15 protein-coding genes are annotated in these 13345 nt (G+C 55.8%); 5 read left to right on the forward strand and 10 right to left on the reverse strand.

All coding sequences use genetic code 11. From position 1 onward, the window contains the following. Window positions 1-3: 3 nt before the first annotated feature. Window positions 4-1884 carry an extracellular solute-binding protein gene (locus Q1M54_RS06335; RefSeq protein ID WP_300555360.1) on the reverse strand — a complete coding sequence of 627 codons (1881 nt, stop codon included), beginning with the start codon at window positions 1882-1884 and terminating at the stop codon, window positions 4-6. A 37-nt stretch (window positions 1885-1921) separates the two neighbouring features. On the opposite strand from Q1M54_RS06335, the gene fabI reads away from it, so the two are divergent. The 3 genes from fabI (at window position 1922) to Q1M54_RS06350 (ending at window position 4040) form a co-directional block, all read left to right on the forward strand. Continuing rightward, window positions 1922-2734 carry an enoyl-ACP reductase FabI gene (gene fabI, locus Q1M54_RS06340; RefSeq protein ID WP_300555362.1) on the forward strand — a complete coding sequence of 271 codons (813 nt, stop codon included), beginning with the start codon at window positions 1922-1924 and terminating at the stop codon, window positions 2732-2734. A 113-nt stretch (window positions 2735-2847) separates the two neighbouring features. After that, window positions 2848-3441, forward strand: coding sequence for a chromate transporter (locus Q1M54_RS06345; RefSeq protein ID WP_300555364.1), 594 nt, complete (start codon window positions 2848-2850; stop codon window positions 3439-3441). Further along, the gene (locus tag Q1M54_RS06350; protein ID WP_300555366.1) at window positions 3438-4040 is read left to right on the forward strand and encodes a chromate transporter; all 603 of its coding nucleotides are present in this window, start codon (window positions 3438-3440) and stop codon (window positions 4038-4040) included. The genes Q1M54_RS06345 and Q1M54_RS06350 overlap by 4 nt, the downstream gene beginning before the upstream one ends. Window positions 4041-4052: 12 nt before the next feature. Here Q1M54_RS06350 and Q1M54_RS06355 read toward each other — a convergent pair whose 3' ends face one another. The 3 genes from Q1M54_RS06355 to Q1M54_RS06365 are packed head-to-tail and all read right to left on the reverse strand — an operon-like array spanning window position 4053 to window position 5919. Next, a complete protein-coding gene (locus Q1M54_RS06355; RefSeq protein WP_300555368.1) occupies window positions 4053-4400 on the reverse strand; it encodes a hypothetical protein in 348 nt (115 codons plus the stop codon). Window positions 4401-4441: 41 nt separating this feature from the next. After that, on the reverse strand, window positions 4442-5176 hold the full coding sequence (gene rlmB / locus Q1M54_RS06360) for a 23S rRNA (guanosine(2251)-2'-O)-methyltransferase RlmB (protein ID WP_300555370.1): 735 nt from the start codon (window positions 5174-5176) through the stop codon (window positions 4442-4444). A gap of 50 nt (window positions 5177-5226) precedes the next feature. Continuing rightward, window positions 5227-5919, reverse strand: a complete 693-nt coding sequence (locus tag Q1M54_RS06365; protein ID WP_300555372.1) for an ABC transporter ATP-binding protein — start codon at window positions 5917-5919, stop codon at window positions 5227-5229. On the opposite strand from Q1M54_RS06365, the gene Q1M54_RS06370 reads away from it, so the two are divergent. Continuing rightward, the gene (locus Q1M54_RS06370) at window positions 5918-6577 is read left to right on the forward strand and encodes an arylesterase (protein WP_300555374.1); all 660 of its coding nucleotides are present in this window, start codon (window positions 5918-5920) and stop codon (window positions 6575-6577) included. The two genes, Q1M54_RS06365 and Q1M54_RS06370, sit on opposite strands and share 2 nt — an antisense overlap. Next, a complete protein-coding gene (gene mnmH / locus Q1M54_RS06375) occupies window positions 6574-7632 on the forward strand; it encodes a tRNA 2-selenouridine(34) synthase MnmH (protein WP_300555376.1) in 1059 nt (352 codons plus the stop codon). Before Q1M54_RS06370 ends, mnmH begins: the two co-directional genes overlap by 4 nt. Window positions 7633-7677: 45 nt before the next feature. On the opposite strand, the gene Q1M54_RS06380 is transcribed toward mnmH, so the two are convergent. The 6 genes from Q1M54_RS06380 to Q1M54_RS06405 form a co-directional block, all read right to left on the reverse strand. Then, a complete protein-coding gene (locus Q1M54_RS06380) occupies window positions 7678-7875 on the reverse strand; it encodes a hypothetical protein (RefSeq protein ID WP_300555378.1) in 198 nt (65 codons plus the stop codon). Between the two features lie 10 nt (window positions 7876-7885). Next, window positions 7886-8701 carry a DUF2189 domain-containing protein gene (locus Q1M54_RS06385; RefSeq protein ID WP_300555438.1) on the reverse strand — a complete coding sequence of 272 codons (816 nt, stop codon included), beginning with the start codon at window positions 8699-8701 and terminating at the stop codon, window positions 7886-7888. A gap of 173 nt (window positions 8702-8874) precedes the next feature. Then, the gene (locus Q1M54_RS06390; protein ID WP_300555380.1) at window positions 8875-10149 is read right to left on the reverse strand and encodes a PLP-dependent transferase; all 1275 of its coding nucleotides are present in this window, start codon (window positions 10147-10149) and stop codon (window positions 8875-8877) included. Between the two features lie 72 nt (window positions 10150-10221). Continuing rightward, window positions 10222-10746: a phosphoribosyltransferase gene (locus Q1M54_RS06395; protein WP_300555382.1), complete on the reverse strand. Its 525-nt coding sequence runs from the start codon at window positions 10744-10746 to the stop codon at window positions 10222-10224. A gap of 56 nt (window positions 10747-10802) precedes the next feature. Then, window positions 10803-12131, reverse strand: a complete 1329-nt coding sequence (locus Q1M54_RS06400) for an adenylosuccinate synthase (RefSeq protein ID WP_300555384.1) — start codon at window positions 12129-12131, stop codon at window positions 10803-10805. A 17-nt stretch (window positions 12132-12148) separates the two neighbouring features. Further along, on the reverse strand, window positions 12149-13309 hold the full coding sequence (locus tag Q1M54_RS06405; RefSeq protein ID WP_300555386.1) for an ATP phosphoribosyltransferase regulatory subunit: 1161 nt from the start codon (window positions 13307-13309) through the stop codon (window positions 12149-12151). Between the last annotated feature and the right edge of the window lie 36 nt (window positions 13310-13345).

The following is a 13345-nucleotide window of genomic DNA, read 5'->3' on the forward strand; positions in this document are numbered from 1 at the left end:
GGGTCAAGGGGCCTTTGGGGTCACTTGTGACGGTGCGGACATTGAAACATTGGGCGACCACCAAACGGTGGTGACCAGTTTTTCCGGCTGGTAAAAACGGGGTAACTCGGTTGGGCGCGCAAAGGCTTTGGCACGCCATGACACCCTGTGCACCCCACCATACCAGTGTGGTACCGCGTAATGACCGTGACGGAGCACCCGATCTAAGGCTCGCAGGCTGGTCACCAGCTCTGGCCGAGATGTGGAACTGACCACCTTGTCCAGCAGCGCGTCCACAGCCGGGTCTTTCAGGCCGATCACATTGCCAGAACCTTCCACGTCGGCCGATCGGCTACCGTAACGCTCCAGCAACTCGGTGCCGGGTGCTTCGCTGCCCACGGTGCGGTTGCTGACGATGTCAAAGTCGAACACATCCATGCGCTTTTGCAACAGCGCAAAGTCGATCACCTTGTACTGCACCTGTATGCCCAGTTTTTCAAGGTTCTTGGCAAATGGCGTGACGACGCGGCCCATGGAACCAGAACTGTCCAGAAACTCGATGCTGAGGGCTTGTCCCTTGCCATTGCGCAATGCGCCATCCCTGTAAGTCCACCCGGCATCTTTGAGCAAATCACGCGCTTGGCGTAAATGGTCGCGCAAAGTGTGGCCCGAGGCTTGATCGAGCTCGGTTTGGGGTGGTTGCGGCACATCTTGCTCAAACACCGCAGCAGGCAGCTTGTCCCTCAAAGGTGCAAGCAATGCCAACTCGTCTGAACCAGGTCGGCCCTTGGCTTCGAAATCACTGGCCACAAAATAGCCGCGCACACGGCTGTAGGCGTTGTAAAAAAGTTGGCGGTTCAGCCACTCAAAATCCATGGCCAGGGCAATGGCCTGGCGCACCCGCACGTCTTTGAACTTGTCACGACGCGTATTGAACAAAAAGCCCTGAAAGTCTCCCGCGTTGCCATGCACCAATTCTGCTTTGATCAGATCACCGCGATCAAACGCACGACCTCTGAAAGCCCTGGCCCATTCCCGCGCGATAAAGGACTGCATGTAATCGAACTCACCCGCCTTGAAGGCTTCAAGCTGGGCGGTGCTGTCTTTGTATATTTTGTAGGTGATGCGGTCGAAGTTGAATTGGCCTTTGCGGACGTTCAGGTCGCGCGCCCAATAAGCCGGATCGCGCTCGTAGGTGATGTCCTTGCCAAACTGCACACGGCCAATGCGGTATGGGCCAGAAGCGATGGGAATATCCATGACCATTTGGTCAAAGGGCTTTAGCACGCCGCCCTCCAGCCCCCACTTTTGACTGAAAACTGGCAAACTACCGACGATCAAGGGCAGTTCGCTGTTGGGCCGGACAAAATCAAAACGGATGCTGCGCTCCGTTAACACAGTCGCTTTTTTAACTTCACCAAAATAGGTGCGGTACTGCGGCGCAGCCTGCTTGCTGGTCAGGCGCTCAAAAGAATAGCGCACATCGGCAGCCAGGACCGGATCACCATTGTGAAAGCGAGCCAAAGGATGGATCTGGAAGGTGACCGACAAACGGTCGCTGGCCACAGAAACATCCGATGCCAGCAGGCCATAGGATGTGGTTGGTTCGTCCATATTGCCCACCAACAACGTATCGAACATCATGCCCAGCATGGACGGCGGGGCACTGCCCTTCAAGGTAAATGGGTTGTACTTGTCAAAGTTGGACTGTCGGGTGGGCGGAACCAGCATGATCTCGCCGCCTTTGGGCGCGTCAGGGTTCACATACGCAAAATGGGCAAACCCGGCTGGGTAGCGAATATCCCCGAATTGGGCATACGCATGTGCAGCCAAAGCGTTGCCCGCCACCCCAAGCCCAAGGGCCAAGCAGCAGTGTGTCCAGAAACGGGCCAAGGGTCTTCGCATGCGACAATTCTGCACACATTTTTCAGGAGTTGAAGGCATGACCACAAAAACAGGATTTCTGTCGGGCAAAAAATTGTTGATCACGGGCGTTTTATCCAACCGCTCGATTGCTTATGGCATCGCCAAAGCCTGCCATGCCCAAGGAGCCGAACTGGCTTTCAGCTACGTGGGCGATCGTTTCAAGGACCGCATCACCGAATTCGCGGCCGATTTTGACTCCAAATTGATTTTTGATTGCGATGTAGGCAGTGACGAGCAGATTGAAAAGCTGTTCACCGACCTGTCTGCCACTTGGCCAAAGTTCGACGGTTTTGTGCATGCCATTGGCTACGCACCACGCGAAGCGATTGCCGGTGATTTTCTCGATGGTTTGTCGCGCGAAGGCTTCAAGATCGCCCACGACATCAGCGCCTACAGTTTTCCGGCGATGGCCAAAGCCGCCCTGCCCTACTTGAACGACAAATCGGCTGTTCTGACCTTGACGTATCTCGGCGCAATCCGCACTGTGCCCAACTACAACACCATGGGCTTGGCCAAAGCCAGCCTGGAGGCGTCGGTACGTTATTTGGCCGAGTCGCTGGGTGGTCAGAACCGGGGGCTGCGGGCCAACGGCATTTCTGCGGGCCCCATCAAGACTTTGGCAGCCAGCGGCATCAAGGGTTTTGGAAAGATATTGTCTGTGGTAGCAGAAGCCTCGCCGATTCGTCGCAACGTGACCATTGAGGACGTGGGCAATGTGGCCGCATTCATGCTGAGCGACTTGGCTGCGGGCGTGACCGCTGAGATCACCTATGTGGACGGTGGTTTCAGCCAAGTGGTGGGTGGCATCGCTGAGCCCTCCGCCACCTGAGCCCCAACAACTGCGAGTTTCGTTGAAACGACGGGTTTCGGCCCATTCAAGCCACAGCGCCACCTGCCCTGCCGGTGACAGCTGGAGTCTCTGATGGTCTGCATAATTTCAAGATGACAGATATTGCCCCGCTCAACGCCCCAGAGTCCAAAACTGATTTGTTTTTGTCTTTCACCCTACTGGCGCTGCAAGGCTTTGGTGGCGTCTTGGCTGTTGTTCAACGCGAACTGGTTGAAAAAAAGCGCTGGATGACTCAGGCTCAATTTGTCGAAGATTGGGCCGTGGCTCAAATCATGCCGGGCCCCAATGTGGTCAATTTTTGTCTGATCATTGGTGGCCGCCACTTTGGCTTGGGTGGGGCTTTGGCTTCTTTAGCAGGTTTGCTGCTGGCGCCTTTGGCTGTGGTTTTGATTCTGGCCTCCGTGTTCGGCGGTGTGTCTGACGCCGCTTGGGCGCAGGGCGCATTGCGAGGCATGGGTGCAGTAGCAGCCGGACTGATTGCCGCCACCGGCATCAAGTTGATCAGCGCTTTGAGGCTAAACCCGATGGGCATGATGGTGTGTTTTGCCGTGATGCTGAGCACTTTTGTGAGTGTGAGTTTGTTGCGCTGGCCCCTGCTTTGGGTATTGCTGGGCATTGGCTCCCTGGCCTGCTCATGGGCTTATCTTCAGCTGACAAGACTGGCTGAACTCGAGGCCCCAACATGATCATCAGTTTGCAATTGACGATCGGTGATTGGCTGACGTTTTTTAACCACTTTTTATCGCTTTCTCTTTTGGCGGTGGGCGGGGCCATCATCACTGCGCCAGACATGCACCGGTTTTTGGTGGACGATAACGGGTGGTTAACCGATCAGCAGTTCAGCTCCTCCATTGCTTTGGCACAAGCATCTCCGGGTCCAAATGTTCTCTTTGTGGCTGTCATTGGTTGGAACGTGGGGCTGAATGCAGGAGCCGGATTGGGTGGCGGTTGGATGAGCGTCGCTTTGTCGAGCTTGGGCGTTTTTCTCAGCCTTTTAGGCATCATGCTGCCGTCTTCCGTATTAACTTACACCACCACGCAATGGGCGCATCGTCACCGAGACAAACGCGGCATCAAGGCCTTCAAATTAGGCATGGCCCCGGTGGTTATTGCCTTGTTGGTTTCTACGGGTTGGCTATTGACCGCCAGTCACAACGATCCGAAAAGAGACTGGCCACTTTGGCTCTTGACCTTGGCCTCGATGCTCTTGGTTTGGCGGACCCGCATTCACCTGCTTTGGTTGCTTGGAGCGGGCGCCGTGATTGGGGCTTTGGGTTGGATCTAAAGACTTTTTAAATCAGCGTGGACTTTCGAAAAACACCGTGTTCGAATAGTCGCTCACCTCAAAATAGACTTTCTTCTCGCCGGGGTCGACGGCCATGTTCAGGTTCTCATCCAACACCCCATAGCCATACCGGTAGGCGCGTGGCTGTTTGTCATCGGTTCCCAACGCCGTGCTGACTTTGTCGACCTGAATGAAACGGCGAACGAGTTTGTCACCCGCATAAACCTCCATCACGCCGTTGGTACCCGTCCAATTTTGAATGCCACGGCTGATTTTGTTTTGCTGCTCCTGCGTACAGGCCGACAAGAAGGCCAGCAAACCAGCAAGCACACACACGGAGAGGATGGATCTTTGGAACATATTGGAATTAGATGATTTGAGGGTGATGTCTAAGGGGCAACTCAGCTGCGTTGACGCAAGGCTTCGTAAAGGCAAACTCCACTGGCCACCGACACGTTCAGGCTTTCAACCGCTCCGCGCATCGGGATGCTGACCAACTCATCACAATTTTTACGTGTCAGCTGACGCATACCGTCGCCCTCAGCGCCCAACACCAAAGCAGTGGGCACTTTCAGATCAGCTTGGTAGATGTTGCGAGGCGCATCATCGCTCGTACCAATCACCCATATGCTGCGCTCTTTGAGCTCACCCAAAGTGCGCGCCAGATTGGTCACCATGAAGTAAGGCATGGTTTCAGCTGCACCGCTGGCGACTTTGGCTACGGTGGCATTGATGCCGGCGGCATGGTCTTTGGGGGCGATCACCGCATGTGCACCGGCACCATCGGCCACACGCAGGCAAGCGCCAAGGTTGTGCGGATCGGTCACGCCATCCAAGATCAAGAGCAAGGGCGGACCTTCGACAGTATCAAGCAGGTCATCCAGAGAGTGGTTTTGCGGAATGGGCGTGACCAAAGCCACAACGCCCTGATGGCCATGACCACCTGCCAGCTTGGACAATCGCTCGCCATCTGATTCGATCATGCGCATGCCCGAGTCACGGGCCTTGTCGATGAACTGCCGCATGCGGGCGTCGCGGCGGGTGACTTCGAAATGGATTTCAACAACAGATTGGGGGGCGATCTTGAGGCGAACGCCGACGGCATGGAAGCCGAATAGCACTTTGTGGGATGACATGCGTTGATTATCGTTGTTCCCCAAAGCACTGAGAGATGAGCGTTACGGTTCTATTTGCTGAGCCCGGAGGTCGCCTCGCTCAAATGGCCAGCCTGAATCACCAGACTGCGCTCGCACCTGGCAGCCAACTGACGGTCGTGCGTGACCAAAATCAAGGTGGTGCCTTGTTCACGATTGAGCGCGAACATCAAATCCATGATGGCTTCGCCGGTGGCATGGTCGAGGCTGCCTGTGGGCTCATCGGCCAGCAGCAATTCAGGCTGCACCACAAAGGCGCGGGCCAAAGCCACTCGCTGCTGTTCACCACCCGACAAGACTTTGGGCAGGTGCTTGAGGCGCTCGCCTAAACCCACGCGCTGCAGCATGGCCGTAGCGGTGCTGCGTGCATCCGGCCGATCGGCCAATTCAAGGGGCAGCATCACGTTTTCGAGCGCCGTGAGGTTGGGCATCAGTTGAAAACTTTGAAACACAAAACCCACATGTTGGGCGCGCAGAGCGGCGCGTTCGTCCTCCGATAAATCAAAAAGCGATTGGCCAGCCAAAACCACTTGCCCACTGCTGGGTGTGTCAAGACCCGCCAAAATCGCCAGCAGAGTGCTTTTGCCAGAACCGGAAGCACCGACAATGGCTGCTGTTTCCCCGGCGTTCAACGAAAAATCGATATCGCGCAAAATGTCCAGCTGACCGCTGGCATCTTGCACACTTTTAGAGACGCCACGCACGGCAATGATGGATTCAGGCATGCACACACCTTTGTTGAGACGACGCCACTTTACCTTTACCCTGCTGGCCCTGGTCGGCTGGGGCTTTGCCACGTCTCTTCAAGCCACCTCACCTGCATCTGTGCAACGCATTTTGGTCTTGGGTGACTCCCTGAGCGCTGAGTACGGCTTGGCCAGAGGCACAGGCTGGGTGGCTTTGCTACAAAAGCAATTGACACAAGAAAAACCTGGCGTAGAAGTGATCAACGCCAGCATCAGTGGTGACACCACATCAGGTGGTCGCTCTCGTCTGCCCGCCTTGCTCAAAAAGCACCAGCCCAGCCATGTGGTGATCGAGCTGGGTGGCAACGACGCCCTGCGCGGCTTGCCCATGGCCATGACGGAAGGCAACTTGCTCGAAATGACCAAACAGTCCAAGAGTACTGGCGCACAGGTGCTGCTGCTGGGCATGCAAATGCCGCCCAATTACGGCCCCGACATGGCCCGCCAGTTTGAAGCTGCTTACGCACAAGTGGCTAAAAGCCAAAAGGCGGCGCTGGTGCCTTTCTTTTTGAAAGGCGTTGGCGATGACCCGGATCCGCTCAAATGGTTCCAGCCCGACCGCATTCACCCCAATGAAGCGGCGCAGCCGCGCTTGCTGGCCAATGTGTGGCCCACTTTGAAGAAACAATTGAAATGAGCCTTCACCTGATTTCGGCCGCAGATGCTATGGCCCAACTGAACCAATTTGATGCGATCCTGGACGCTCGCTCAGAAAGTGAGCACGCCGAAGACTGCCTCCCCGGCGCACTGAGCTGGCCCTCGCTCAACAACGAAGAACGCATCAAGGTCGGAACACTTTATAAGCAAGTTAACCCCTTCGAAGCGCAAAAAGTGGGCGCCGCGTTGGTCGCCAAAAACATTGCCCGTCACATCGAAGCAAAAGTGATGGACAAGCCACGCAGCTGGCAACCCCTGGTGTATTGCTGGCGCGGCGGCAAACGAAGCAATTCGCTGGCACTGATCTTGGGGCAAATTGGTTTCAAGGTGCACCTGATTGAGGGTGGTTACAAAGCTTTTCGCAAAGAGGTGATGGAAGACACGCCGCGCCAAGCACAACGCCTGCAGTTTCAGGTGCTGTGTGGCCCTACAGGTTCGGGCAAAACGCGTTTGCTCCAAGCGTTGGCACAACAGGGTGCGCAGGTATTAGACCTTGAAGCCATTGCCTGCCACCGCAGCTCAGTACTGGGATTGATTCCCGGCACGCCTCAACCTACGCAAAAAGCTTTCGACACCCAAGTTTGGAATGCTTTACGCGGTTTCAGCGCCGACAGGCACGTCTTTGTGGAAGCAGAGAGCAAGAAGGTAGGTAATTTGACCGTGCCCGCAGAACTGATGGTGGCCATGCGTGCGAGTCCATGTCTGCGCATAGAACTGTCGCTGGACAACCGGGTGAATTTACTGCTAGAAGACTATGCGTTTTTCACGCAAGACCGCGCCCTGTTTGCCGACCGGCTTGAACGTCTCACCGCCCTGCGCGGCAAAGCCGTGGTGCAAGGCTGGCAAGATCGGATCGAACGGGGAGAAATGCGTGAGGTGGTGACTGAGTTACTCTCAGGACATTACGACCCTGGCTACGAGACATCTACGGGCAAAAATTTTGTGCACTATGCCAAAGCGCCCCTGATTTCGCCCGCCAGCCACAGCATGGCTCACATGCTGTCATTGGCCAAGCAACTGGTGCAATCGGTCTGAACACCTTTTTTTTGCAAAGTTCTTTTCAGATCCGTGGTAGTTCGCTCACGCTGCAGGTGCTGAGGATTCGGCCGCTCCTGGCGCGGCAGTGTTGGCATCGATCTCATCGCCCTCGATTTCAGAGCCGTCTTCGGCCAACAGGCCCGATTTCCGATCAGACTTGGCTTTGAGCTTGTCCTCTTTTTTGCGTTTTTTGGCCAATTCTTTCTGGCGCTTTTCGAATCCGTAGTTGGGTGTGGCCAAGATGGCTCCTTTAATTTGTGCTGCCCAATGTAACAGCTTCTTTGGGGTATTCATCCCACTCGACACTGCCCCGATAAGCATGCCAGCTGGCATGACCCAGCCAAGGCCCCACGACGATGATCCCTAGCCCCCATGGCCACAGGGCCAGCAGCACCAAAACACTGAGCAGCAAGCCCCAGAGCAGCATCACACCTGGGTGTGAGAAAACCACCCGCAAACTGGTGATGACCGCCGAGATGGCATCGGTGTCGCGGTCCAAAATCATGGGAATCGACACCACCGACAAGCCATAGACCAGCACAGCAAAAGCGCCGCCCACCGCCAAGTAAACCAGAAGGAAGTCCATATTTTGTCGGTTGAATATCGCCTCGATCACCCCGGTTGTGGAGGGCATGCCGGTGTTGAAGAACACGGCAAACACCACCAATGACGCCCTGCCCCAGAGCAGCTCCAACACCATCAGCACCAACACCAGCATGGCCATGCTGCGGCGATGTATGTCCCAGCACATGAGCGACGAAACCATCTCAGGCAGTTCGCCACTTTCGCGCTTACGGCTGACATCGTAAAGACCCATGGCCAAAAAAGGCCCTAAAAGCAAACAGCCTGAAACCAAGGACATGGTGTATTCAGGCTTGTGCTGGAAAACCCAGGCCAGCACCTGCGCCATACCCCAAAAACACAGGCCATAAAACAGGGCAATACCCGGATGGTGACGCAAATCACTCAAACCTCGGCGCAACCAGCGAAAAGGGTCCACAAAACCCAAGGACCGCATGCGCGATCGCGGCCCAACGGGTGGCGGCGGCACATAAGGCGTGGCCATGCTGGGCAGGTCTGAATCATGCTCAGGGAAATTGTCTGCAGCGGTCATGGCAAAGATGCGTTTCCCAAAATGAAACGATCAGGGTAACGCTACAGACTGGCTTTGAACAGTCATCCAAGTGCCCAAACTGTAGGCTTTGATTCAAACAATCACTTTTTTCTTGACCTGCATGATCAGGGCATGGGCAAATGCGCTTGCACTGCTTGATGCAGGTCAAGTATCAGGTCATGCGCAGATTCAAGACCCGTAGAAAAACGAACCAGCGTGCCATGTTTTAAGTGACGAGGCCATTTTTTTCGCATCGACGCGATGTCATAAGGCACCACCAAGCTCACGGGCCCACCCCAGCTGTAGCCAATTTTGAAAAGTTTCAAACCGTCACAAAATGCGTCAATCTGGGCTTGGCTAAAGCGTGCATCGATCATGACGCTGAACAAGCCAGCTGCCAATCCACTGCCTGGATTTCGCTCGCACAAGGTCTGCCAATGTTGATGGCCGGGGGCCCCTTCAAAGGCGGGGTGCATCAGTTGCGCACATTGCGGCTGGTCTTGCCACCACGCTGCCAAAGCGCGGGCGGTCTGGTCGTGGGCCTTGTAACGCAGGTCCATGCTGGGCAGCGAGCGCAAAACGGTTTCGGTATCGTTGGCAGCCACGCCCAAGCCTAGCCGCATATGACAAAGTTTGATTTTCATATGCAATGCCGCATCCCGTGTGATGACGCTGCCCATGAGCACATCACCACCACCACTGGGGTATTTGGTCAGCGCATGGGCGCTGATGTCCACCGACAAACTGCCTTGACCGCCAGTGCCTGAAGGGTCTATCTGAGCATCATTCAACAGATCAAATGGCTTAAAGGCCAAGCCAGCACCCCAAGTGTTGTCCAGCGCGCACATGACGCCTTGCAAGCGACAACGGCGCACAAGTTCCGGCAAATCAGGAAACTCCATGCTCACTGAGCCCGGCGCTTCGAGCCAGACCAAGCGCGTTTGCGGCGTGATTTGACTCGTCAGATCGGCCGGGTCCATGGGGTCATAAAAGCGGTGAGAAATGCCAAAGTGGCGCAACTCGCCATCAGCCAGCGCCTTGTTGGGGCCGTAAGCATTGTCGGGAATGAGCACCTCATCACCGGCGCTCAAAACAGACAAAGCCACCAAAGCCAACGCAGCAAGCCCACTGGGCACCAAAACACATTGCTGGCCTCCCTCTAAAGCGCACAAACGCTCCTCCAGCAAATAAGTGGTGGGCGTGCCGTGCAAGCCGTAGGTGTAGGCAGATTTGTCCTTCCACTCGCGTTGCCGCATGGCCGCAACCGTGGGAAAGTAAACGGTCGACGCTTTGAACACACCCGGTTGCGGTGCATCAAAACCGCTGGGTGGGACATAGGGGTGGTGGATCAGGCCAGTTGTGATGTGGCCGAAAGCGTTTTTAGAGGATTCATCTTGCATGCAGGGATCCTAATGCAAACAGCCTCCAGAAGGAGGCTGAAACAACGCAAATGCGGGTAAGTCCGAAGCGGATCAAACGCTCCACTTTTCCAACAATTTTTCAGGACGCATAGCGTCGTAGGGCTCAAAAGGCTGGTGAATCCAAGGATTGGTCGGCAAATCCTCGATCGAGTAATCAGGCTTGAAGGTGGACACCCCTTTGGTCCAGATCACGGCTGTGCGCAGCTCCGTCACTGGCTTGTAATTGTTTTTGAGCTGGTCAACCACGGCGCGCAAGGTGTGGCCAGTGTCGGCCAAATCATCGACCAACAGCACTTTGCCCGCTATTTCACCTTTGGGCGTGGTGATGAAGCGCGCAATGTCCAAGTGACCCTGAACCGTGCCCGCATCGGCGCGGTAAGAACTGGTAGACATGATGGCCAAAGGCTTGTCAAAAATGCGCGACAAGATGTCACCTGGGCGCATGCCGCCACGGGCCAGGCACAAAATGGTGTCGAACTGCCAGCCCGACTGGTGGATGCGAATTGCCAACTTTTCGATCAAATTGTGGTACTCGTCGTAACTCACGTACAGGTGTTTGCCGTCTTCGGTCAACATGGGTTCACTCCAAAAAAGTCAGGGGTTGAAATCGAGGGGATCGCAGACCAAGGGGTTCAGACCGCGAAGGGGTTGTGCAACAAGATCGTGTGGTCTCGGTCCGGGCTGGTGGACACCACGTGCACAGGCACACCGGTCACTTCGGCAATGCGATCCAGGTAATAACGGGCGGTCGCCGGCAATTTGTCCATCTCGGTCACGCCCACCGTGGTTTCTGTCCAACCAGGAATGACTTCGTAAATGGGTTTGCAGCGGGCGATTTCGTCTGCGCCCATGGGCAAGATGTCAATCGTTTCGCCATCCAGTTCGTAGCCGGTGCACAGCATCAATTCTTTCAGACCATCGAGCACGTCGAGCTTGGTGATGCACAGACCGCTCAAACCATTGACCTGAGCGCTGCGCTTGAGCAAGGCCGCATCAAACCAGCCACAGCGACGTGAACGCCCGGTGGTCACGCCTTTTTCAGCGCCAATGGTAGACATGTGGTAGCCGGGGGTACCGGGAGTTTCCCAGTCGAGCTCTGTCGGAAACGGACCGCCACCCACGCGGGTGCAGTAAGCCTTGGTGATGCCCAAAATGTAATGCAGCATGCCCGGGCCCACACCCGCACCGGCAGCGGCATTGCCCGCGACACAGTTGCTGGAGGTCACAAAGGGGTAAGTGCCGTGGTCCACATCCAGCAAAGTTCCTTGTGCGCCTTCGAAAAGCAAATTAGCACCCGCATTGTGAGCCTCGTTGAGTTCGCGTGAAACATCGGCCACCATGGGCAACAAGTCCTTGGCGTAGGCCATGGCTTCGTTGTACGTGGTGTCAAAGTCCACCGCCGCAGCGCCTAAAATATTGACCAAAATCTCGTTGTGCAAAGCCAAGTTTTCGCGCAGCTTAGTGGCGAAACGCTCGGGGTACTTGAGGTCTTGCACACGCAATGCGCGACGCGCCACTTTGTCTTCATAGGCCGGACCAATGCCACGGCCAGTGGTGCCAATTTTGGCCGTGCCGGCTTTCTCTTTGGCGGCTTCGCGGCCCACATCGAGGGCGACGTGGTAAGGCAAGATCAATGGGCAGGCTTCGCTCACACGCAAGCGTGAACGAACCTCAACACCAGCCTTTTCAAGGCCTGCAATTTCTTCGAGCAACTTGGGCACCGACAAGACAACGCCGTTGCCGATGTAGCACTTGACGCCTGGGCGCATGATGCCGCTGGGGATCAAGTGCAAAGCAGTTTTCACGCCGTTGATGACCAATGTGTGGCCCGCATTGTGGCCCCCTTGAAAACGCACCACGCCTTGGGCACTTTCGGTCAACCAATCGACCAGTTTGCCTTTGCCCTCGTCGCCCCATTGGGTACCCACGACGACCACGTTACGGCCTTGCTTCATGTTCATGCTTGAAATGTTCTTTCTCAAAGAGCTTGTACAACCCATTGCCCAGCCGCTTCAACCAGTTCGCGGTCGCAATGGAATTCGTCGATTTCGCTTTCGTGCCCGGGCAAAACACAAACCACTGTTTCACCGCGACTGCGCAGAGATGCAATTGCCGTGTGCAAAGATGCAGATGAACCCCAAGGGGCCCGAATGGCTGCGCGCAAGGGCAGTGGCTTGACAGCAGCGACCAGTTCTTTCAGATCCAAACTGAAGCCAACTGCCGGACGGTCACGGTCAATGCGATGGCCGAAAACCGCACCTACGCCGTCGTAACGGCCACCCCTGGCCAACGCATCGGATGCGCCTTGCGCATAAACGGCAAAACGCATGCCACTGTAATAGGCGTAACCACGCGAATCGCCCAAATCAAAGCTCACGGCAGCACCGGAAATTTGTGACGACAACCAGCGCAATTGGTCTAAAGACTCAGAGACCTCAGGATATAAGGGTAAACGCTCGGCGGCAACATCAAGGACACTTAAATCACCGTACAAGTCGACCAATGCAAGCAAGCCCTCGCGGACCGTCTGTGACAAGCTTTTGCACAAAGTCTTCAAGCTTGAGGCGTCTTTACGCGCCAAAGCGGCGTGGATCTGGTGGCGAAGGTCTTCGCTCAGCATCTCATCGCGCAACAAACGATTGACGATGCGGGCATCGGCCAAGTCGACTTGCAAACTGCCCGCTCGACCAGCAGACAGACAGTCGAGTGCCAACTGCAAAATTTCCAGGTCGGCTTCAGGACCCGCATGACCGTAGATCTCTGCACCCAGTTGCAAGGGCTCACGGGTCGCATGCGGCCGCGCCGGACGGGTGTGCAAAACAGGGCCGCAATAGCAAAGACGCGTCAAAGACGACCGCCCAAGCAAATGGGCGTCAATTCGCGCCACTTGGGGCGTGGTGTCGGCGCGCAAACCCAGAGTTCGACCTGAAAGTTGATCGACCAGTTTGAAAGTTTGCAAATCCAAAGCTTCTCCCGTGCCGGTCAGCAGGGATTCCAAATGCTCCAGCAACGGAGGAATGACCAGCTCGTAGCCATAGCCACGGGCGGTATCCAGCAATTCGCGGCGGAGTTCTTCGATGTGGCGAGCCTCAGAGGGCAAGACATCGGCAACGTGATCCGGGAGGACCCAAGCAGACATGAGGGGATGGGGGGAGACGGTTAAAAAAGGGATTTT

This window comes from Limnohabitans sp. Rim8, from assembly GCF_943326455.1.
In the GTDB taxonomy this organism is placed as follows: domain Bacteria; phylum Pseudomonadota; class Gammaproteobacteria; order Burkholderiales; family Burkholderiaceae_C; genus Limnohabitans_A.

Bases quoted from the DNA above. Each gene is read 5' to 3' on its own strand.
- Q1M54_RS06335 (WP_300555360.1), bottom strand. From the start codon at position 1,884: ATGCGAAGACCCTTGGCCCGTTTCTGGACACACTGCTGCTTGGCCCTT.
- fabI (WP_300555362.1), top strand. From the start codon at position 1,922: ATGACCACAAAAACAGGATTTCTGTCGGGCAAAAAATTGTTGATCACG.
- Q1M54_RS06345 (WP_300555364.1), top strand. From the start codon at position 2,848: ATGACAGATATTGCCCCGCTCAACGCCCCAGAGTCCAAAACTGATTTG.
- Q1M54_RS06350 (WP_300555366.1), top strand. From the start codon at position 3,438: ATGATCATCAGTTTGCAATTGACGATCGGTGATTGGCTGACGTTTTTT.
- Q1M54_RS06355 (WP_300555368.1), bottom strand. From the start codon at position 4,400: ATGTTCCAAAGATCCATCCTCTCCGTGTGTGTGCTTGCTGGTTTGCTG.
- rlmB (WP_300555370.1), bottom strand. From the start codon at position 5,176: ATGTCATCCCACAAAGTGCTATTCGGCTTCCATGCCGTCGGCGTTCGC.
- Q1M54_RS06370 (WP_300555374.1), top strand. From the start codon at position 5,918: ATGCACACACCTTTGTTGAGACGACGCCACTTTACCTTTACCCTGCTG.
- Q1M54_RS06365 (WP_300555372.1), bottom strand. From the start codon at position 5,919: ATGCCTGAATCCATCATTGCCGTGCGTGGCGTCTCTAAAAGTGTGCAA.
- mnmH (WP_300555376.1), top strand. From the start codon at position 6,574: ATGAGCCTTCACCTGATTTCGGCCGCAGATGCTATGGCCCAACTGAAC.
- Q1M54_RS06385 (WP_300555438.1), bottom strand. From the start codon at position 8,701: ATGGCCACGCCTTATGTGCCGCCGCCACCCGTTGGGCCGCGATCGCGC.
- Q1M54_RS06390 (WP_300555380.1), bottom strand. From the start codon at position 10,149: ATGCAAGATGAATCCTCTAAAAACGCTTTCGGCCACATCACAACTGGC.
- Q1M54_RS06395 (WP_300555382.1), bottom strand. From the start codon at position 10,746: ATGTTGACCGAAGACGGCAAACACCTGTACGTGAGTTACGACGAGTAC.
- Q1M54_RS06400 (WP_300555384.1), bottom strand. From the start codon at position 12,131: ATGAACATGAAGCAAGGCCGTAACGTGGTCGTCGTGGGTACCCAATGG.
- Q1M54_RS06405 (WP_300555386.1), bottom strand. From the start codon at position 13,309: ATGTCTGCTTGGGTCCTCCCGGATCACGTTGCCGATGTCTTGCCCTCT.